This window comes from Actinocorallia sp. A-T 12471, from assembly GCF_033875155.1.
Classification (GTDB): domain Bacteria; phylum Actinomycetota; class Actinomycetes; order Streptosporangiales; family Streptosporangiaceae; genus Actinocorallia.
Genome location: NZ_JAWZTE010000002.1, coordinates 224,848 through 247,126, shown reverse-complemented (window position 1 = coordinate 247,126; position 22,279 = coordinate 224,848). Strand labels below are relative to the sequence as shown.

The window sequence follows — 22,279 nt, the reverse complement described above, 5'->3', positions numbered from 1 at the left end:
GGTGACGTCCGCGCCTTCCCCGGGTTATTGTTAGACCGCTTACTCGGTTTAAGAATACCGGGCGAAGGAGGGGGCGCATGGCACGAACACACCGGAGCGGCCTGGACGGTCGACAGAAGGAGACGGTCGTCGCCGAACCGCGCTGGGCGATCGCCCTGCTGTGCGCGGCGGCGGTCGCGGGGGGCGGCGGCCTCGGCTGGCTCGTCGGCCCGCTCGGCGACTGGTGGACCTCGCTGCCCTGGGCCCCCTGGCAGGGCCCGGTGGAGACGCTGCTGTCGTTCCCCGACCCGTGGCGCACGCTCGTGCCGATCGTCATCGGACTCGTCGCCGGCGGGTTCCTCGCGCTGATGATCCACACCGACCTGCTCGCGGTCGCGGTCTCCGCCGACCGCGTCGCCCTCACCCGCGACGGCAAGCGCACCGAGTACGCCGCCGCCGACCTGCGCGCGGCGTTCCGCGACGGCAAGTACCTCGTCCTGCTCGCCAACGACGGCCGCGAGCTGGCCAGGGAACGCACCGACCTCGACGCCGAGGCCCTGGAGGCCGCCTTCACCGCATACGGCCACGCCTGGGCCGAGGCCGACCCCCATGCCGCCGACTTCGTCCGCTGGGCCCCCGGCGCGCCCGGCCTCCCCGCGGGCGCGGACGCCTACTTCACCGCCCGCGAGAAGGCGCTCCGCAAGGACCGCGACGGCTCCGACGCCCGCGAACTCCGCGCCGAACTGGCCCGCCTCGGCCTCGTCGTCCGCGAGACCGACCACCGCCAGTACTGGCGTCCCACCGCCCCCTGAACACGCGAAAGCCTCCGGGACGCCGACGTCCCGGAGGCCCAGGAGCGGTCAGCCGTAGCGCTTCATCTCGTGGAAGAAGCCCGGGATGGTGGTGAGGTCGCCGGAGGCGGTGACCTCGGAGTGGACGTAGCGGGCCACGGCGAGGTCGAGGACGCCGAGGCCGAACGGGGAGAAGATGACGGGCCGGTCGGCGGGCGGGACGGTCTTGCCGACGAGCACGTCGTAGAGGGTGCCGTCCACGAAGTCGCGGTTACCGGTCTGCTGCTCGGCGAGGTGCGGCGAGGTGTTGGCCTTCAGGCAGTGGTCGACGTCGTCCACGATGTTGTAGGCCGACAGGATGATCTCCGGCGAGAAGTCGCGCAGGGAGACGTGCAGGACGAGCGGGTTGTGCGCGAGCAGCTCGGGGTCGAGGATGTGCGGCTCGCCCGCGACGGTCGCCAGCACGACGAGGTCGCTCGACGTGAGCAGAGACTCCACGGTGTCGTGGATGACGACCTGGCCCTTCTCGGTGCGCTCAAGGTAGCCCTTGAAGCCCTCGGCGTGCTCGCTGGACAGGTCGAAGATGCCCAGCTCGTCGAAGTCGAGGCCGTTGCCGACGAGGTAGGTGTGCAGGTACCTGGCGATCAGCCCGACCCCGACGAACCCGACCTTGCGCGGGGTGACGCCGCGCTTCTCCGCCAGCGTGACGGCCGCCAGGGCCGCGCTCGCGGCGGTACGCGCGGCGCTGATGATGCTGCTCTCCAGGCACGCGAACGGGTACCCGGTCTCGGTGTCGTTGAGGATCAGCACGGCGCTGGCGCGCGGGATGCCGGCGGCGACGTTGTCGGGGAAGCTGGAGATCCACTTGACGCCGTGCGCGTTCACCTCGCCCTTGACGCTGGCGGGCAGCGCGATGATCCGGCTGTTGGGCCGGTCGGGGAAGCGCAGGAAGTAGCTGTCGGGGTTGACGGTCTGCCCCTCGCCGTGCAGCCGGTAGGCGGCCTCGATCATGGCAGTCACCTGGCGCTCCCTCCCGTGGAGGGCGTTGTGTACCTGCTCTCCGGAGATGACGGAGAACTGGGGGGTCTGGCTCATGCGGAGGGCTCCTAGCTGGCGCGCGGGAAACGGGAAAGGCGGGTTCCCTGGGGGGAGGGGAACCCGCCGGTCAGGTCGAGGAGGTTCAGGGAAGGTCGAGGGTACCGAAGTACTCCCGCAGCCAGCCCTCCTCGTAGATGGAGTCAAGGTAACGCTCGCCGAGGTCGGGCGAGACGGCGACGGCGACGGGCTCCTCGCCGGGGTACTTCTCGTTCAGCCAGTGCGCCGCCCCGCTGACGACGGTGCCGGTCGACCCGCCGAACAGGAAGCCCGCTCCGGCGAGCCGGTGGCAGGTCCTGATGGTGTCCGGCTCGGCGACGTGGACGACGTCGTCAATGAAGGACTCGTCAACGAGCGCGGGACGGGTGCTGGTGCCGAGGCCGGGGACCATGCGCCGCTCGGGGATGCCGCCGAACGTCACCGAGCCGACGGCGTCGATCGCGACGATCGTGACGGGCCTGCCGTGCTCCTTGAAGTACCGCGCGCAGCCCATGAGGGTGCCCGTGGTGCCCGCGCCGACGAACAGGACGTCGAGGTCGGGGAAGGCGCGCGCGATCGCGGGGGCGGTGTGCCGGTAGTGGGCGCGCCAGTTGTTGGGGTTGGCGTACTGGTTCAGCCAGACGTGGCGGCCGCTCGACTCGACGAGGCTCCGCACGTAGCGGATGCGGCTTTCGAGGTAGCCGCCGTTGGCGTCCTTCTCGTCTATGACGCGCACCTCCGCGCCGAGCGCGCGCATGACCCGCTGGGACGCGGTGTTGCAGCGCGGGTCGGTGACGCACAGGAAGCGGTAGCCCTTGGCCGAGGCGATCATGGCGAGCGCGATGCCGAGGTTGCCCGACGACGACTCCACGAGCACCGAGTCCGGCCTGATCAGGCCGCTGCGCTCCGCCGCGGAGATCATCTCCGCCGCGGCCTTGAGCTTCACCGAGCCGGCGAAGTTGAACCCCTCGCACTTCAGGAACAGCGGCGAACCCAGCACCGACCGAAGATCGACGTACAGGTCCTCGACGTTGAACTCCTGCGGGGAGCTGATAATAGGCACGTTGCCGACACCCTCTGTATGACAACTAACCGAACGTTGGTAGACAGTGACTGCTTCCCCGGGGCGGACGGGCCTTGCTCGAATCTGGGCCGCGCGCCTTCAGCCGAAATTCTCCCGCCATTCATCCCGGGACTGAATTCGCTCAGACCTGCCCTTCGGTCTTCGCCGGCATTCGGAAACTCCGGTGCTCCCTGGAATCTTTCGGGCGGCTCATCACCGCGGCCGTGATTACCGTACAGTAGGGCAAGTTGGCAGGCAAGCCCAGACTGTCCACTAAAGTACTTAAAATCGGCTAATGACGCACGGGATGTAGGAGCGGATTCGTGACGATCTTGGATGGTCTGCTCGAACTCGAAGCACTGCCGGAGCTGAACATCTCCGACGCCGAGATCGACAGGGCGCGGCGGCTCGCGATGAGCCGCGCGCATGAGGTCGATCTCGCCGACGCCGTCATCACGAGGGTGGAACGGATCGCGCGCGCCGGAGACCGTCCCGCCGTCCGCGACGAATTCCGCCAGCTCAGCTATGCCGAACTCGCCGTCGAGGCACGCCGTATCGCCGCGCTGCTGGCCCGCGAGGGCGTCGGGCCGAACCATGTCGTCGCCGTCGGCGGTGTACGCAGCGTGACGGTCATCGCCGCGTTCCTCGCCCTCGAACTGCTCGGCGCGCTCTATGTCCCGGCCGACACGAACTGGCCGGCCAAGCGCGTCGCCGACGTGCTCGACCAGGCCGGGGCGGTGCTGCTGTTCAACACCGACCGTGGTGAGGTGACGCCGGTCCTCGCCGAGGGCGCGGCCGCCGCCGGGGTGCGCGTGGTGCGCGCGCACGAGGCCGCCGACGTCGCGCCGTTGGAGGGCGAGGCCCGCCTCGACGGCCTTGCCCAGCCCAGGTACGTGCTGTTCACGTCGGGTTCGACCGGCCGTCCCAAGGGCGCGGTGGTCGAGCACCAGGGCATGGTGAACCACCTGTGGGCCAAGATCGTGGACCTCGACATGACCGACCGCGACGTGGTCGCCCAGACCGCCCCGCTCGGCTTCGACATCTCCATCTGGCAGATGCTGTGCCCGCTGCTCAACGGCGGTCAGGTGCACGTCGTCAGCGACGAGGTGTCCTACGACTCGGTGGCCTTCGCCGCCGCGATCGACGGCCAGGGCATCACCATCGTTGAGCTGGTCCCGACCATGGTCAGGCTGCTCCTTGACGACCTCGCGGCGGCCGAGACAGGCGGGCGCAAGAGCCTGTCGGGCCTGCGCTGGATGCTCGCGACCGGCGAGGAGCTGCCCACGGAGGTGGCCCGCCGCTGGCTGCTGGAGATGCCCCAGGCGGGCCTAGTGAACGCCTACGGCCCCACCGAGTGCTCCGACGACGTCACCCATCACATCGTCACGCTGAGTGACCTGGAACTGCTGCGGCTGCCCATCGGGACGCCCGTGGTGAACACCGACCTGTACGTCCTGCGCTCGGAGGACGACGGCTGGTACGCCTGCGAGCCGGGCGAGGTGGGGGAGCTTTTTGTCGGCGGCCACGGGGTCGGCAGGGGCTACTTCGGCAACCACGAGCGCACCCGTGACGCGTTCTTCCGCTCCCCGTTCGGAGGGTCCCTGACCAGCCGTCTCTACCGGACGGGCGACGCGGTGAAGGTGCTGCCGCAGGGCGCGTTGCAGTACCTGGGCAGGGTCGACAGGCAGGTGAAGATCGCGGGCGTCCGGATGGAGCTCGGCGAGATCGAGGCGGTGTTGCAGCGCCACCCCAGCGTGGGGGCGGTCGCGGTGGTCGTGCACGACTTCGGCACGTCACGGTAACGGGGGGATCGCCGTTCGGGGACGCCCCGGAGAAGGCTTGTCACCAGTGGATCGCCCGGAGGGTAACCGTGCGGTCACCCTCCCCGTTTCTTGTCACGAAGGTGAGCAACCGCGCCCGTTAAGTTCCGCTTATGGGAGGATTGCGAAGCATGAGGCGCCCTGGTTGACTGTGCTTCCGCTACTGAAAAGTAGTGCAACAAGGGGGCCTCACGAGGCGCGGTCGATCGTCGGCGGGCAAAGACGAGGATCGTGCGCGCATTGTGGAGACGTTGCGGGAAAGGGGCCGGCACCCGGTTTTCTGATTGGTAATTCTTCGCGCTAGAACCACCCACCTCCCGCACCCGCGAAAGCCATTCTTCATGTCGTCTTCAGAGTTGCTCCCCCTGTCCGCGGCACAGCAGTCGGTCTGGTATGCGCAACAACTCAGCCCGGAAACTCCGCTGTGCGTCGCGCAGTACATCGAGATCGAGGGCGACTTCGATCCCGAGTTGTTCGAGCGGACCGTGGCGATCGGCTCGCACGAGGGCGAGGCGCTGTGGTTCAGGCTCGTGGAAAAGGATGGAATTCCCTACCAGACGCTCGACGCGCCGCCCAAGGCGATGCCGCTTCTGGACTTCAGCGACGAGCCCGACCCCCGGGCCGCCGCGACGGCGTGGATCGACCGCGAGGTGCACAGCCCGTTCGACCTGATGGGCCCCGAGCTGTACGTCAGCCGGGTCCTGCGCCTCGCCCCCGACCTGCACTGGTGGTTCATGCGGGGCCACCACATCATGATCGACGGCTACTCCGGCGCGTTCCTCAACCGGCGTGGCTCGGAGGTGTACGCGGCGCTCGCGCGCGGCGAGGAGTACGTGCCCGAGCGGCACGGCGACTACCGGGCCCTCCTCGCGGAGGAGGAGACCTACCGGGCGTCGGAGAAGTTCGAGGCCGACCGCGCCTACTGGACCGAGCGGTTCGCCGACCGTCCCGACGTCGTCGGGCTGAGTGAGCGGGTCGCCGCGCCGACCGACAGGTACCTGCGCCGCACGGTCATGCTCGGCGAGGCCGAGACCAAGGAGGTCGCGGCTGGTGCGCGCCGGCTGCGGACGGCCACTCCCGGCCTCGCGATCGCCGCGGCGGCCGCGCTGGTGGCCAAGACGACGGGCGCGGAGGACGTCGTGCTCGGCATCGCCGTCTCCGGCAGGGTGACGAAGCTGGCCCGCGAGACCCCCACGCACATGGCGTCGATCCTGCCGCTGCGCGTCTCGGTGCGGCCGGACATGACGGTCGAGGACCTGACCCGCCAGGCGTCGCGCGCGACCGCCCGGCTGCTGCGCCACCAGCGGTACCGCCGCGAGGACCTCGTGCGCGACCTGAAGCTCGTCGGACGGCGCATCCACGGCCCGGTCGTCAACATCATGCCGTACGACTACACGGCCGACTGGGGCGGGCTGCGCGCCACCCAGTACCCGCTCAGCAACGGCCCGGTCGAGGACCTGGCCATCGCGATCTTCGACGCCGCCGACGGCAGGGGCGCGCGGATCGACTTCGACGCCCACCCCGAGCTGTACTCCGCGCCCGAGGTCGAGGCGCACCAGGAGCGGTACGTCCGGCTGCTGAAGGCGATGGCCGACGTCGACCCCGGCACCCGGATCGGCGCGCTCGACCTCCTCGACGCAGCCGAACGCGACCTCGTCCTGAACGTCTGGAACAACACCGGCCTCGAGGTCGCCAGGGAGACGGTGCCCGGCCTGTTCCGCGCCCAGGTCGCCAGGACCCCGCACGCGACGGCCGTCAGCGACGCCGCGAACTCCCTCACCTACCGCGCGCTGGACGACCTCTCCGATCGCCTGGCCCGCAGGCTGCGCGCCGACGGCGCGGGGCCCGGCTCGGTCGTCGCGATCTCGCTGCCGCGCTCGGCCGACCTCGCCGTCGCCGCCCTCGCGGTGCTCAAGGCGGGCGCGGCCTACCTGCCGATCGACCCCGCCTACCCGGCCGACCGGATCGCGTTCATGCTCGCCGACGCCGCCCCCGCCGCGGTGATCGCCGAGAGCGCCGCGCACCTGCCCGAGGGCACCGCGATCCTCGGCCCGCGCGCCGGACTCGACGGCCCCGGCCTGACGGCCCCGCACCCGCTCGACGCCGCGTACGTCATCTACACCTCGGGCTCCACCGGACGGCCCAAGGGCGTCGTCGTCACGCACGCCAACGCCGTCGACTTCTGCGCGTGGGCGGCCCGCGACTTCGGGCCCGAGCGGCTGCGGCACGTGCTGTGGTCGACCTCGCTGAACTTCGACGTGTCGGTGTTCGAGTGGCTCGCGCCGCTGACCGTCGGCGGGCGGGTCGAGGTCGTCAGGGACCTCCTTGAGCTCGCCGAGCGCGGCGGGTGGCGCGGCTCGCTGCTGTCCGGGGTGCCCTCGGCGATGGCCGCCGTGCTCTCCCAGGGCACGCTCGACCTCGCCGTGGACGACGTGGTGCTGGCGGGCGAGGCGCTGCCCCCGCAGCTCGTGCGACGGCTGCGCGCCCTCGTCCCCGACGCGCGCATCTCCAACATCTACGGGCCGACCGAGGCGACCGTCTACACGATCGGCTGGTATGACGACGGCAACCCCGAGGGCGTCGCGCCGATAGGGCGGCCGCTGGCCAACACCCGCGCCTACATCCTCGACTCGGGCCTGCGCCCGGTGCCCGTCGGGGTCACGGGGGAGCTGTACCTGGCCGGGGAGGGCCTGGCGCGCGGCTACCTGAACCGGCCCGCGCTGACCGCCGAGCGGTTCGTCGCATGCCCGTTCGGCGACGGCGAGCGCATGTACCGCACGGGCGATCTGGCGCGCTGGAACGCCGCAGGCGACATCGAGTACCTGGGACGGCTCGACCACCAGGTGAAGGTGCGCGGGTTCCGGATCGAACTCGGCGAGATCGAGGCGGCCCTGGCCGCGCATCCCGAGGTCGCCCAGGCCGTCGCGGTCGCCCGCGAGGACTCCGGGCACACCCGGATCGTCGGCTATGTCGTGCCGGTGCCGGGCGCGGCCCTGGACACCGCGCGCATCCGCAGGTTCGTCGCCGGACGGCTGCCGGAGTACATGGTCCCCGCCGCGATCCTCGCGATCGGGTCGCTGCCGCTCAACCCCAACGGCAAGCTGGAACGCGCCGCGCTGCCCGCGCCCGACTTCACCGCGCCCGCCAAGGAGGGACGCGGCCCGCGCGACCGCACCGAGGAACTGCTGTGCGGGGTGTTCCGCGAGGTCCTCGGGGTGCGCGAGGTCGGCATCGACGACAACTTCTTCGAACTCGGCGGCGACTCCCTGCTGGCCACCCGTGCCGTCGCGCGCATCCGCACCGCGACGCGCTCGGAGCTGTCGGTCCGCGCGATGTTCCACGCGCCGACCGTGGCGGAACTCGCCGCGCAGCTCGGGCGGGCCGAGACCGTCACCGCCGAGCGGCCCCCGCTGACGGCGGTCGCGCGGCCCGAGCTCGTCCCGGTCTCCTACGCCCAGCAGCGGCTGTGGTTCCTCGCCCAGCTCGAAGGCCCGTCGGCGACCTACAACATGCCGATCCCGCTGCGGCTCACCGGCGCGCTCGACCTCGCCGCAGTCCGGGCCGCGCTGCGCGACGTGACCGCGCGGCACGAGTCGCTGCGCACGGTCTTCACCGAGGTCGCGGGCGAACCGTTCCAACGTGTCCTCCCGGACGCCGAGGTCCCGCTGACGGTCTCCGAGGCCGACCCCGACGACCTCCACGGCCTGCTCTACATGGACGCCACCCGCGGCTTCGACCTCGCCGCCGAGATCCCGCTCCGCGCGCACGTCTACCGGCTCGGCCCCGACGAACACGTCCTCCTGCTGGTCATGCACCACATCGCGGGCGACGGCTGGTCGCTCGCGCCGCTGGCCCGCGACGTCATCACCGCCTACGGCTCCCGCGCGACGGGCCGCGCCCCCGCGTGGGCCCCGCTGCCCGTCCAGTACGGCGACTACGCCCTGTGGCAGCGCGAGCTGTTCGGCAGCGAGGACGACCCCGACAGCCTCGTCTCCCGCCAGATCCGCTTCTGGACGCGTGAGCTCGCCGCCCTGCCCGACCAGCTCGCCCTCCCCACCGACAGGCCGCGCCCCGAACGCGCCTCCTACCGGGGCGGCCGGACGACGTTCGCGATCTCCGCCGACACCCTCGCGGGCCTCCAGGAACTCGCCCTTTCGGCGCGCGGCAGCCTGTTCATGGCGCTCCAGGCCGGACTCGCGACCCTGCTCACGCGGCTCGGCGCGGGCACCGACATCCCGCTCGGCTCGCCCATCGCCGGACGCACCGAGGAGGCCCTCGACGACCTCGTCGGCGTGTTCGTCAACACGCTCGTGCTGCGCACGGACACCTCGGGCGACCCGACGTTCGCCGAGCTGCTCGACCGGGTCCGCGACACCGACCTCGCCGCCTACGCCCACCAGGAGCTGCCGTTCGAGCGGCTTGTGGAGGTGCTGAACCCGGCGCGTTCGCTGTCCAGGCACCCGCTGTTCCAGGTGATGCTCACCCTCCAGAACAACCCCGAGGCCCGCGTCGACCTCGACGGGATGACCGTCCAGATCGAGGACGTCGACCCGGGCGTCGCCAAGTTCGACCTCGAGTTCCTGCTCGAGGAGTCCCCGGAAGGCGGCCTCACCGGCACCCTCGAATACGCCCGCGACCTCTTCGACGCCGACACCGCCGCCGACCTGTGCCGCTGGTTCACCCGGGTGCTCGACGCCGCCGTCGCCGACCCGTCGGTGCACATCGGCGCGATGCACCTGCCCGAGGCCGACGCGCTGCTGCTGCGCACCCCCGCGCCCGCCCCGGCCGTCCGGCCCAGCGCGGGCCCGGACAAGCGGCTCGTCGCCTACGTGGTGCCCGCGCCCGGCCACACCATCAGCTCCGAGGAGCTGCGCGCGTTCGTGCTCGAGCACCTGCCGAAGGCGATGGTCCCGGCCGCCGTCATGGTGATGAACGAGCTGCCGCTCACCGCGAACGGCAAGGTCGACACCAAGAACCTGCCCAAGCCCGAGCTCGCGCCCGGCACCGCGCCCTACCGCGCGCCCGCCAACGAGCGCGAACGCGTGCTCGCGGAGATCGTCGGGGAACTGCTCGGCGTTGCCGAGGTCGGCGTTGACGACGACTTCTTCGCGCTCGGCGGCAACTCGCTGCTCGCGATGCGGGTCGTCGCGCGGGCCCGTGTCGCGTTCGGCGTCGAGCTGTCGGTGCGCGCGCTGTTCGAGGACCCGAACGTGGCGGCGCTCGCCGCGCACGTCGAGCGCGCCGCGCCCGCGCGGGCCGCGCTGGTCCCGGCCGAGCGGCCCGCCGAGATCCCGCTGTCGTACGCGCAGCAGCGGCTGTGGTTCCTCGGCAAGTTCGAGGGGCCGTCGGCGACCTACAACATGCCGCTCGCGCTGCGCCTCACCGGCCGGATCGACCACGCCGCGCTCCAGGACGCGCTCGGCGACGTCGTCGCGCGGCACGAGTCGCTGCGCACGATCTTCCCCGACTCAGGGGGCGCGCCGCGGCAGCAGATCCTTTCCGCGTCGCTCGCGCGGCCGCAGGTCGAGACCGTCGCGACGACCGAGGCCGCCCTTCCGATGGAGCTGGCGAGGGTCGCGGGCCGGCCGTTCGACATCTCCGCTGAGCCGCCGCTGCGCGCGCACCTGCTGTCGCTTTCCGAGGACGAGCACGTCGCGGTGCTGGTGATGCACCACGTCGCCACCGACGGCTGGTCGCTCGCGCCGCTGGCCCGCGACGTCATCACCGCGTACGCCGCGCGCGCGCTGGGCGGGGCCCCCACGTGGGAGCCGTTGCCGGTCCAGTACGCCGACTACACGCTCTGGCACCAGAAGCTGCTCGGCTCCGAGGACGACCCTTCCAGCCTGCTGTCGCGGCAGATCGCGTACTGGAAGGAGACCCTGGCCGGGCTGCCCGACCAGCTCGACCTTCCGACCGACCGGCCACGTCCGGAGGAGGCGACGTACCGGGGCGGGACCGTCAGGTTCACGCTGTCGGCCGGGGTGCAGCGCAAGATCGCCGACCTCGCCGCGCAGACCCAGGCGTCGCCGTTCATGGTCGCCCAGGCCGCCTACGCGGTGCTGCTTTCGCGGCTCGGCGGCGGAGAGGACATCCCCGTCGGATCGCCCATCGCGGGACGCACCGACGAGGCACTTGACGATCTCGTCGGCATGTTCGTGAACATGCTGGTGCTGCGCACCGACGTCTCGGGCGATCCGACCTTCCGCGAACTCGTCGGACGGGTCCGCGAAACCGACCTCGCCGCCTACGCCCACCAGGACGTCCCGTTCGAACGCCTGGTGGAGGCGCTGAACCCGACCCGGCACATGGGCCGCCACCCGCTGTTCCAGAACGGCCTCACCTTCCAGAACAACCCCGAGGCGCGCCTCGAGCTCGACGGGTTCACCGCCGCGCCCGAACCCCTGCACGCCTCGGTGTCCCGCTTCGACCAGCTGCTGATGCTCACCGAGAAGTTCGGCGAGGACGGCTCCCCGGCCGGTCTTGAAGGCGAGCTGGAATACGCGCTCGACCTCTACGACCCGGCGACCGCGCGCACGTTCGTCGCGCGGTTCGAACGGCTGCTGACCGGGCTGCTCGACGCCCCCGACGCGCCCGTCGCCGAAGCGCCGCTCCTCGCCGACGACGAACGCGCGATGCTCGACTCCTGGGCGGGTCCCGCGCAGGCGTCCGACGGCTCCGCGACGATCCACGCGGTGTTCGAGCGGCGCGCCGCCGAGACGCCCGACGCCCCGGCCGTCACCTACGAGGACACGACCCTCACCTACGCGGAGCTGAACGCGGCGGCCAACCGGCTCGCGCACCGGCTCATCGAGCTCGGCGCGGGCCCCGAGCGGTTCGTCGCGCTGCGGCTGCCGCGCTCGGAACGCCTTGTCGTCGCGGTTCTCGCGGTGCTGAAGACGGGTGCGGCCTATGTGCCGATCGACCCGGACTACCCGGAAGAGCGCATCGCCTACACCCTCGCCGACTCCGCCCCGGTGTTCACCGTGGACGAGGCGCTGGCGTCGGCCGACCTTACGGGCTACCCGGCGGAGAACCCCTCGGTGGGGATGTCTCCGGACCACCCGGCTTACGTCATCTACACCTCAGGCTCTACGGGCAAGCCCAAGGGCGTCGTGGTGCCGCATCGCAACGCGGTCCGGCTGATGACCTCTACCGAGCACTGGTTCGGGTTCGGCTCTGATGATGTGTGGACGCTGTTCCACTCGTACGCGTTCGACTTCTCCGTGTGGGAGCTGTGGGGGCCGCTGCTGTACGGCGGCCGTCTCGTCGTCGTGCCCTTCGCGGTCACCAGGTCGCCGGAAGAGTTCCTCGACCTCCTGGCCCGCGAGCGCGTCACGGTCCTCAACCAGACGCCGTCGGCCTTCTACCAGCTGATGGCCGCCGACGACGGCCGCGACCTCGCGCTGCGGTACGTGGTGTTCGGCGGTGAGGCCCTTGAGCTGAAGCGCCTCGCCGACTGGTACGCCCACGGCCGCCCGACGGTCCTGGTGAACATGTACGGCATCACCGAGACGACGGTCCACGTCTCCTATGTCGCCCTCGACGCCGAGTACTGCGCAACGGCCCCCGGTTCCGTCATCGGCGTCGGCATCCCCGACCTAGGCGTCCGGGTCCTCGACGGACGGCTCAGGCCGGTCCCGCCCGGCGTCGTCGGCGAGCTGTACGTCTCCGGCGCGGGCCTGGCGCGCGGCTACCACGGCAAGCCCGACCTCACCGCGTCCCGCTTTGTCGCCGACCCCTACGGACCCGCAGGAACCCGGATGTACCGGACGGGCGACCTGGCCCGCTGGCGCACCGACGGGACCCTCGAGTACCTGGGCCGCGCCGACGACCAGGTGAAGATCCGCGGGTTCCGGATCGAGCTCGGCGAGATCGAGGCGGTCCTGGCCGCCCACGACGCCGTCACCGACGTCGCGGTGGTCGTACGGGAGGACAGGCCGGGCGACAAACGGCTCGTCGCCTACGCCGTCGGCGACGTGGACGGCACCGAGTTGCGCGCGTTCGCCGCCGAGCGGCTGCCGTCGCACATGGTCCCGTCGGCCTTTGTCGGGCTCGCCGCGCTGCCGCTCACCGGCAACGGCAAGCTCGACCGGCGCGCGCTGCCCGCGCCCGTGGTCGAGGTCGGCGAGGGCCGCGCCCCGGCGTCCGAGCGCGAGGAGGTCTTCGCCGACCTGTTCGCCGAGGTCCTCGGCCTCGGCGCGCGGCCCGGCGCGGACGACGGCTTCTTCGACCTGGGCGGCGACTCGATCATCGCGATCCAGCTCGTCTCGCGGGCCCGTCAGTCGGGCCTCGTGGTGACGCCGCGCGAGGTGTTCCAGCACCAGACCGTCGCGGCTCTCGCGGCACTGGCCCGTGACGCGGCCGACGACGACGCCGTCGAGGTCGAGCCGGAGGGCGCGGGCGTCGGACCCGTGCCGCTCACCCCGATCATGGCGTGGCTGCGCGCGCGCGGCGGCCGGATGGCCGGGTTCCACCAGGCGTTCGCGCTGCGGGTCCCCGGCGGGCTCGGCGAGGCGCACCTGGTCCGCGCGCTCCAGGCCGTGCTCGACCGGCACGACATGCTCAGGCTGCGCCTCGAGGACTGGCAGCCGATCGTCCGTCCCGTCGGCGAGGTGCGGGCCGACGACCTCGTCCGCCGCGTCGCGGTCGCCCCCGCCGCCGACTACCAGGCCGAGATCGACGCCGAGGTGCGCCGCGCGGCCGCCGAACTCGACCCCGAGGCGGGGGAGAACGCGCGGCTCATCTGGCTCGACGCCGGACCCGACGCCCAGGGCCGCCTCGTCCTCGTGCTGCACCACCTCGTGGTGGACGGCGTCTCGTGGCGGATCGTCATGCCCGACCTCGTCGCCGCCTGGGGCGCGGTCGCGGCGGGTGCGGAACCCGCGCTCGAACCCGTGCCGACCTCGTTCCGCCGCTGGGCGCACAAGCTCCTCGCCGAAGCCGAGGACCCGGCGCGCGCGGGCGAACTCGACACCTGGTTCGACCTCGCCGAGGGCACCAACCCCAAGCTCGCCGCGCGCGTGCTCAACCCGGCGGTGGACACCGCCGAGACCGTCGAGCGCCTCGACCTCGTGCTCGACGCCGAGACCAGCGCCGCCGTCCTCACCGACGTGCCCGCCGCGTTCCACGGCCGCGTCAACGACGTCCTGCTGACGGGACTCGCCCTGGCCGTCGCGCACTGGCGTGCCGAGCGCGGCGGACGCGGCACCGGCGTCCTTGTCGATCTTGAGGGCCACGGCCGTGAGGAGATCGTGCAAGGCGTCGACATATCCCGGACCGTCGGATGGTTCACGAGCCTGTACCCCGTCCGGCTCGACCCCGGCCAGGCGGCCTGGACCGAGATCACCTCGGGCGGCGCGGCGGCCGGGCAGGCGCTCAAGCGGGTCAAGGAGCAGCTGCGGCAGGTGCCAGACAACGGCATCGGCTTCGGCCTGCTCAGATACCTCAACGCCGAGACCGGCGAGGAGCTGGCCGATCTGCCGCAGGCGCAGATCGCGTTCAACTACCTCGGCCGGGTCGCCGCCGACGACGGCGACTTCAGCCCAGCCCCCGAGCAGCTTCCCCCCGGCGAGGACCCCGGGCTGCCCGCCGCGCACACCCTGGAGATCAACGCGATCACCCACGACAGGCCCGGCGGCCCCGAGCTGGCCGTCACCTGGTCGTGGCCGGGCGGGCTGCTCGCCGAGGACGACGTCAGGACGCTCGGCGAGGCGTGGTTCGCGGCGCTGCGCGGCCTCGTCGCGCACGTCGGGGCCGAGGGCGCGGGCGGCTTCACCAGTTCCGACCTGCTGGTCGAGCTCGACCAGTCCGAGATCGACACGCTTCAGGCGGCTTGGAGGAACAAGTGAGCACGGGCCGGGATCTGCAGGACATCCTTCCGCTGTCCCCGCTTCAGCAGGGCTTCTTCTTCCACGCCAAGTACGACGAGCAGGACGTCTACACCGCACAGCTCGTCCTCGACATGGAAGGGCAGCTCGACGTGGCGGCGCTGCGCAGTGCGGCGGGGACGCTGCTGACGCGGCACGCGAACCTGCGCGCGGCCTTCACCGACGAGGGCGTCAGCCGCCCTGTGCAGCTTGTCCCGCGCGATGTGGAACTGCCGTGGGAGGAGGTCGACCTCAGCGAGGAGGAAGCGCGCGCGCTTGTGCTCGCCGAGCGGACCCGCAGGTTCGACCTCATGGACCCGCCGCTGCTGCGCTTCGTGCTCGTGCGGCTCGGCGGCGACAGATACCGGCTTGTCTTCACCAACCACCACATCCTGCTCGACGGCTGGTCGACGCCCGTCCTCGCGACCGAGCTGTTCGCCCTGTACCTCGCGGGCGGCGGTGACGAGGGACTGCCCAGGCCGACCCCGTACAAGGACTACCTGCGCTGGCTCGCCGGACAGGACCGCAAGGCCGCCGAGGCCGCCTGGCAGGAGGCGCTAGCCGGTCTCGACGACCCCACGCTCGTCGCCCCGCAGGCCGCCGACCTGCCCGCCGTCGTCCCGCACCGCGCGCTCCTCGAACTCGACGAGCCCGTCACCCGGAAGCTGACGCGCGCGGCACGCCGTCACGGCGTCACCGTGAACACCCTGCTCCAGGCCGCCTGGGGCGTGGTCGTCGGCGCGCTGACCGGCCGCGACGACGTCGTCTTCGGCGCGGCGGTCTCCGGCAGGCCCGCCGACCTTCCCGGGGTCGAGCAGATGATCGGCCTGTTCATCAACACGCTGCCGATCCGGGTGCGGCTGAACCCGGCGGACACCCTCGCCGAGGTGCTGGAACGCCTCCAGGAGGAGCAGACCGACCTGCTCGCCCACCACCACCTGGGCCTCACCGAGATCCAGCGCGCGACCGGCAATCCCGTCCTCTTCGACACCATGACGGTGCTGGAGAACTACCCGTTCGACCCGGCGACGATGGACGGGACGCTCGGCGGCCTCAGGCTCACCGGATTCGAGTCCTACGACGCGACGCACTTCCCGCTCTCGTTCGTGATCATCCCCGGCGACCGGCTGTCGCTGCGGCTGCACTACCGGCCCGACCTCTTCGGCCCCGAGCAGGCCGAGGCGCTGCTCGGCAGGGTCCGCGCGTTCCTCGACGCGGTCCTCGCCGACGCCGACCAGCCCCTCGCGGCGCTCGACCTGCTGTCCGACGCCGAACACGCGGCCCTCGCCTCCCGCGTCGGACCCGTCGGGGAGCTCTCGGCCCCCTCGGTGGTCGACCTCCTCCAGGCGCGGGCCTCGGCCGACCCGGACGTCACCGCCCTCGTCGCCTCGGACGCGACGCTCACCTACGCCGAGCTGAACGCCTTCGCCAACCGGATCGCCCACACGCTGCTGTCCTCCGGCGTCAAGGCGGGCGACAGGGTGGCGATCCGCCTTCCGCGCGGCGCGGCGCATGTCGCGGCGATCTTCGGCGTGCTCAAGACCGGCGCTGCCTACGTGCCCGTCGACCCCGATTACCCGGCCGACCGGATCGCGCACATGCTCGCCGACTCCCGGCCCGCCCTGGAGATCACCCCCGACTGGCCCGGCCTGACCGCCGACGCGCCGGCCCATGACCCCGGCGTCACGATCCACCCTGACGCGCCCGCCTACACGATCTACACGTCGGGCTCCTCCGGGCTGCCCAAGGGCGTCGTCATCCCGCACCGGGGCCTGGTCAACTACCACGACGGACATCGCGCGGCCTTCTGGGCGCCGGTTGTGGAGCGCGCGGGCCGCCGCGTCCGCTTCGCGCACACCGCGTCGTTCTCCTTCGACACCTCGTGGCACGGCCTGCTGCTGATGGTCTTCGGCCAGGAGCTGCACGTCCTCGACGACACCGCGCGCCGGGACGGCAACGCGCTCGTCGCCTACGTCCGCGACCACGGCGTCGACCTGGTGAACACGACGCCGTCGCACTTCCAGACGCTGCGCGACCTCGGCGTCCTGGAGGCCGGGGTCTCGACCGTGCTGCTGGGCGGCGAGGCAGTCACCCAGGGCCTCTGGGACGAACTCGCCGACCTTCCCGGCCTTGAAGCGCGCAACTTCTACGGGCCGACCGAGGCGAGCGTCGACTTCTTCAACGGCCCACTCGTCGCGGGCGCGACCCCGAACATCGGCGTCGCGTTCCGCAACAGCCGCCCGTACGTGCTGGACACCGCGCTGCGACGGGTCCCCGACGGCGTTCCCGGCGAGCTTTACGTCGCGGGTCCGCTGCTCGCGGACGGCTACCTCGACCGTCCCGGCCTGACCGCCGAGCGGTTCGTCGCGTGCCCGTTCGGGGAGCCCGGCGAGCGCATGTACCGGACCGGCGACCTCGTGCGCTGGCTCCCGGACGGCGCCCTCGAGTACCTGGGCCGCGCCGACGATCAGGTGAAGATCCGCGGGTTCCGGATCGAACCCGGCGAGGTCGCCTCGACGCTTGAGCGGCACCCTGCGGTCTCGCGGGCCGCGGTCGTGGTCCGGGAGGACAGGCCGGGCGACAAGCGCCTCGTCGCGTACGTGGTGGCCGCCGAGGGGGCGTCCGGCCGCGACCTGCGGGCGTTCGTCGCCGGCACGCTGCCCGAGTACATGGTTCCGCTGGTCGTCCTGCTTCCTGACCTGCCGCTCACCCCGAACGGCAAGCTCGACCGCAAGGCGCTGCCCGCGCCCGACCCCGGCCTCGGCGGCGGACGCGGCCCGCGCACCCCGCAGGAGGAGATCCTCGCGGGCGTGTACGCCGAGATCCTCGGCGTCGGCAGGGTCGGCGCGGACGACTCGTTCTTCGACCTCGGCGGCGACTCGCTCACCGCGACCCGGCTGATCAGCCGGGTCCGCACGGTGCTCGGCGTCGAGCTGCCCATCCGCGCGCTGTTCGAGGCCCCGACCGTCGCGGGGCTCGCCCTGCGCGTCGCGGCCGCCGAGGGCAGCGCCCGGCCCTCGCTGGCCCGTCAGGAGCGGCCCGCCGCGGTGCCGCTTTCGCCCGCGCAGCAGCGGCTGTGGTTCCTCGGCCGGTTCGAGGGGCCGTCGGCGACGTTCAACATGCCGGTGCCGCTGCGGCTGCGCGGCGCGCTCGACCTCGACGCCCTGCGCGCCGCCCTCGCCGATGTCGTCGGCAGGCACGAGTCACTGCGCACTGTCTTCCCGGACGCCTCGGGCACGCCGCGCCAGCTCGTCCTCAACACCGCCGCCGCGCTGCCGCGCGTGACCGTCACCGAGACGTCCGAGGCCGGGTTGCCCGCCGCGCTCGCCGCCGTCGCGGGGGAGGGGTTCGACCTGTCGGTCGAGCCGCCGTTCCGGGTCGCGCTGCTGCGCCTCGGCGAGGACGACCATGTGCTGCTGCTCGTGCTGCACCACATCGCGGGCGACGGCTGGTCGATGGCCCCGCTCGCGCGCGACGTCGTCGCCGCCTACGACGCGCGGCGGCGCGGGGAGGCCCCCGCGTGGGCTCCGCTGCCCGTCCAGTACGCCGACTACGCGCTCTGGCAGCGCGACCTGCTCGGCGACCCCGAGGACCCCGAGAGCCTGCTCGCCCGGCAGACCGCCTACTGGGCCGAGGCCCTTGCCGACCTGCCCGACCAGCTCGAACTGCCCGCCGACCGGCCGAGGCCCGCGCAGGCTTCCCAGCGCGGCGCGACCCTCGACTTCACCCTCGACGCCTCGGTCCACCGCGCGCTGCTGGACCTCGCGCGCGAGTCGGGCGCGAGCCTGTTCATGGTCGTCCAGGCCGCCTACGCGGCGCTGCTCACCCGGCTCGGCGCGGGCACCGACATCCCCATCGGCTCGCCCATCGCCGGACGCACCGACGAGGCCCTTGACGACCTCGTCGGCATGTTCGTGAACATGCTCGTCCTGCGCACCGACACCGCGGGCGACCCGACCTTCCGTGAACTCGTCGGACGGGTCCGCGAAGCCGACCTCGCCGCCTACGCCCACCAGGACGTCCCGTTCGAGCGGCTTGTCGAGGTGCTGTCCCCGGCCCGTCACCTGGGCCGCCACCCGCTGTTCCAGGTGTGCCTGTCGTTCCAGAACAACCCCGAGGCGCGCGCCGAACTCGACGGCCTCACCGTCGAGGCCCTTGACCTGGGCGTCGGCGTCGCCAAGTACGACCTGTCTCTGTACCTGGAGGAGCACCACTCCTCGGACGGCTCTCCTGCGGGCCTGTCCGCCGGGCTGGAATACGCGCTCGACCTGTTCGACCCGGCTACGGCGGCCGACCTCGTCGCCCGGCTCACCCGGTTCCTGTCCGCCGTCGCGGACGCGCCGGACGCGCCGATCAGCGCGGCCGCCGTCCTCGCCGACGACGAGCGCGACACGATCCTCGCGCGCTGGTCGGCCGGGCTCACCACGCCGGACGCCGCGCTGCCCGAGCTTCCGGCCGCTGACGGGCTCATCCACACCGCCGTCGAACGGCAGGCCGCCACGACCCCGGACGCGCCGGCCGTCACGTTCGAGGGCACGACCCTCACCTACGCCGAGGTGAACGCGTCCGCCAACCGGCTCGCAAGGCACCTCATCGAGCGCGGCGCGGGACCCGAGAAGTTCGTCGCGCTCGCCCTGCCGCGCTCGCTCGACCTCGTCGTGGGCGTCCTGGCGGTGTTGAAGACTGGCGCGGCGTATGTGCCGGTGGACCCGGACTACCCGGCCGACCGGATCGCCTACATCGTCGCGGACGCGTCCCCGGTGCTGACCGTGGACGAGGCGCTTCTCGCGGCCGCCGACCTTACGGGGTACTCGGCGGAGAACCCCTCGGTGGAGATGTCTCCGGACCACCCGGCTTATGTCATCTACACGTCGGGTTCTACGGGTCGTCCCAAGGGCGTTGTGGTGCCGCATCGCAACGCTGTGCGGTTGATGACTTCTACCGAGCACTGGTTCGGGTTCGGCCCGGACGACGTGTGGACGCTGTTCCACTCCTACGCGTTCGACTTCTCCGTGTGGGAGCTGTGGGGGCCGCTGATGAACGGCGGCCGCCTCGTCGTCGTGCCTTACGCGGTGTCCAGGTCGCCGGAGGACTTCCTCAGGCTGCTCGCCGAGGAGGGCGTCACCGTCCTCAACCAGACGCCGTCGGCGTTCTACCAGCTCATGGCCGCCGACGCCGCGTCCCCCGGGACCGCGCTCAGCCTCCGGTACGTCGTCTTCGGCGGCGAGGCACTTGAGCTCGGCAGGCTTGAGGACTGGTACTCCCGGCACGCCGACGACGCGCCGGTCCTGGTGAACATGTACGGCATCACCGAGACGACCGTCCATGTCTCCTACATCGCCCTTGACCGGGCGTACTGCCAGGAAGCGCCGGGTTCCATCATCGGCGTGCCCATTCCGGACCTGCGCTCCTATGTCCTTGATGACCGGCTCCAGCCCGTCGCGCCGGGTGTTGTCGGCGAGCTGTACGTCTCCGGCGCGGGCCTTGCGCGGGGCTACCACGGCAAGCCCGAGCTGACCGCGTCGCGGTTCGTCGCCGACCCGTTCGGCGCGCCCGGCGCGCGCATGTACCGGACCGGCGACCTCGGCCGCTGGCGGCGCGACGGGTCCCTTGAGTACCTGGGCCGCGCCGACCAGCAGGTCCAGCTGCGCGGGTTCCGGATCGAGCTCGGCGAGATCGAGGCCGCGCTGGTGCGGCACCCGTCCGTCGCCGACGCCGCCGCGATCGTCCGCGAGGACAGGCCGGGGGACAAGCGGCTCGTCGCCTACGTGACCGCCCCGGCCGGGCAGAGCGCGCCCGACAGCGCTCAGCTGCGCGCGTTCCTGGGCGCCGACCTGCCCGACTACATGATCCCCGCCGCCGTCGTCGCGCTCGACGCGCTGCCGCTCACCGGCAACGGCAAGCTCGACCGGCGCGCGCTGCCCGCCCCCGACTTCGCCGCCAACGTCACGGGCCGCGCCCCGCGCACCCCGGCCGAGGAGACCGTCGCCGCGCTGTTCGCCGAGGTGCTCGGCCTTGAGCGGGTCGGCATAGACGACGGGTTCTTCGACCTGGGCGGTGACTCGATCATCGCGATCCAGCTCGTCGCGCGGGCCCGTCAGTCGGGCCTGGCGTTCACACCGCGCGAGGTGTTCCAGCACCAGACGACGGCCGAGCTCGCCGCCGTCGCCCGCCCTGCCGACGAGGACGTCATCGAGGCGGAGCCGGAGGGCACGGCCCTCGGCGCGGTGCCCCCGACGCCGATCCTTCGCTGGTTCGAGGAGCTGGAAGGGCCGACCGCCTCCTACAGCCAGCGGATGCTGCTGCGCGTCCCGCCGCACTTGGACGTCGCCGCCCTCAGCGCCGCGTACCAGACCGTCCTCGACCACCACGACATGCTGCGCCTGCGCGTCGCAGACGGGGTCTACGAGGTGCGGGAAAGGGGCGCGCGCACGGCCGAGGTCGAGGTGGTCGACATCGCGGGCCTGCAAGGCGAGGCGCTGGAACGCGTGCTCGCCGCGACCGGCGCGGCCGCGCGGGCGGCGCTCGACCCCGCGTCCGGCGAGGTCACCCGGCTGCACCTGCTCGACGCGGGCGACGCCTCCGGCCTGCTGCTGTTCACCGCGCACCACCTCGTGGTGGACGGGGTCTCCTGGCGCATCCTGCTGCCCGACCTGGTGACCGCGCTCGGCGGGGCGGAGCTCCAGCCCGTCCCGACGTCGTTCCGGCGCTGGGCGCAGCGGCTCACCGCCGAGGCGTCCGAGCCGTCGCGCACGGCGGAGCTCGGCTTCTGGGCCGAGATCGCGGCGACGCCCGACCCCGACCTTGGGTCACGGCCGCTTGATCCCGGTAAGGACACCTTCGCGACCGCAGGACATCTCACGGTGACCCTGGGGGAGGACGTCACCGAACCCGTTCTCACGAGCGTCCCCGCCGCCTTCCACGGGCGCGTCAACGACGTGCTGCTGACCGCGCTGGCCCTTGCCGTCGCCGAGTGGCGGGAGCGGCGCGGCGAGGCCGTCACGGGCGTCCTTGTCGACCTTGAGGGCCACGGGCGCGAGGAGGTCGTGCCCGGCGTGGACGTCTCGCGCACCGCGGGCTGGTTCACCTCGATCCACCCCGTCAGGCTCGACGCGGGCCGTCCGTCCTGGGCCGAGGTCCTGGCGGCCGGGCCCGAGGTCGGGACCGCGCTCAAGCGGGTCAAGGAGCAGCTGCGCGAGGCCCCGGACAACGGCGTCGGCTACGGGCTGCTCAGGTACGTCAACGCCGAGACCGGCGCGGTCCTGGCCGGACACCGCGCGCCGCAGCTCGCGTTCAACTACCTGGGCCGCGTCTCGGCGGCCGAGGACGCCGACTGGTCGCCCGCCCCCGCCGCGCTCAGCGACGCGCTCGGCGGCGGCCACGACCCCGCGCTCGCCCTCCCGCACGCCCTCGAGTTCAACTGCCACACCGAGGACGGCCCCGCCGGACCGCGCCTGGCCGCGACCTGGTCGTGGGCGACCGGCCTGCTCGACCACGACGACGTCGCCGAGCTCGCCGACCTGTGGTTCGCCGCGCTCGGCGCGCTCGCCGGACACGCCGCGACCGACGGCGCGGGCGGCTTCACCCCGTCCGACATCGACCTCGTCACGGTCAGCCAGGACGAGCTCGACGAGTTCGCCGCGGAATTCGAGGATTTCGACCTGTGACCACCCGAACCGAGCGAGG

At 72.3% G+C, this 22,279-nt stretch carries 6 protein-coding genes; 4 read left to right on the top strand and 2 right to left on the bottom strand.

Features of this window, described 5'->3' with window-relative positions; genetic code table 11:
* The first annotated feature begins 77 nt into the window (after positions 1-77).
* Positions 78-791: a hypothetical protein gene (locus R9X44_RS06235; RefSeq protein WP_319813012.1), complete on the top strand. Its 714-nt coding sequence runs from the start codon at positions 78-80 to the stop codon at positions 789-791.
* 48 nt (positions 792-839) lie between these two features.
* On the opposite strand, the gene sbnB is transcribed toward R9X44_RS06235, so the two are convergent.
* Both sbnB and sbnA read right to left on the bottom strand, forming a co-directional pair.
* Positions 840-1,865: a 2,3-diaminopropionate biosynthesis protein SbnB gene (gene sbnB, locus R9X44_RS06230; protein WP_319813011.1), complete on the bottom strand. Its 1,026-nt coding sequence runs from the start codon at positions 1,863-1,865 to the stop codon at positions 840-842.
* An 85-nt stretch (positions 1,866-1,950) separates the two neighbouring features.
* Positions 1,951-2,907 (bottom strand): 2,3-diaminopropionate biosynthesis protein SbnA, encoded by a 957-nt coding sequence (gene sbnA / locus R9X44_RS06225; RefSeq protein WP_319813010.1) that lies wholly within the window; start codon positions 2,905-2,907, stop codon positions 1,951-1,953.
* A gap of 323 nt (positions 2,908-3,230) precedes the next feature.
* Here sbnA and R9X44_RS06220 point away from each other — a divergent pair, with 323 nt between their 5' ends.
* From R9X44_RS06220 to R9X44_RS06210, 3 genes are all read left to right on the top strand, one after another.
* Positions 3,231-4,709, top strand: a complete 1,479-nt coding sequence (locus R9X44_RS06220; protein ID WP_319813009.1) for an amino acid adenylation domain-containing protein — start codon at positions 3,231-3,233, stop codon at positions 4,707-4,709.
* Positions 4,710-5,068: 359 nt separating this feature from the next.
* Complete coding sequence (locus R9X44_RS06215) at positions 5,069-14,575, top strand: non-ribosomal peptide synthetase (RefSeq protein ID WP_319813008.1); 9,507 nt, start codon at positions 5,069-5,071, stop codon at positions 14,573-14,575.
* A complete protein-coding gene (locus R9X44_RS06210) occupies positions 14,572-22,260 on the top strand; it encodes a non-ribosomal peptide synthetase (RefSeq protein ID WP_319813007.1) in 7,689 nt (2,562 codons plus the stop codon). The genes R9X44_RS06215 and R9X44_RS06210 overlap by 4 nt, the downstream gene beginning before the upstream one ends.
* The last annotated feature ends 19 nt before the right edge of the window (positions 22,261-22,279 follow it).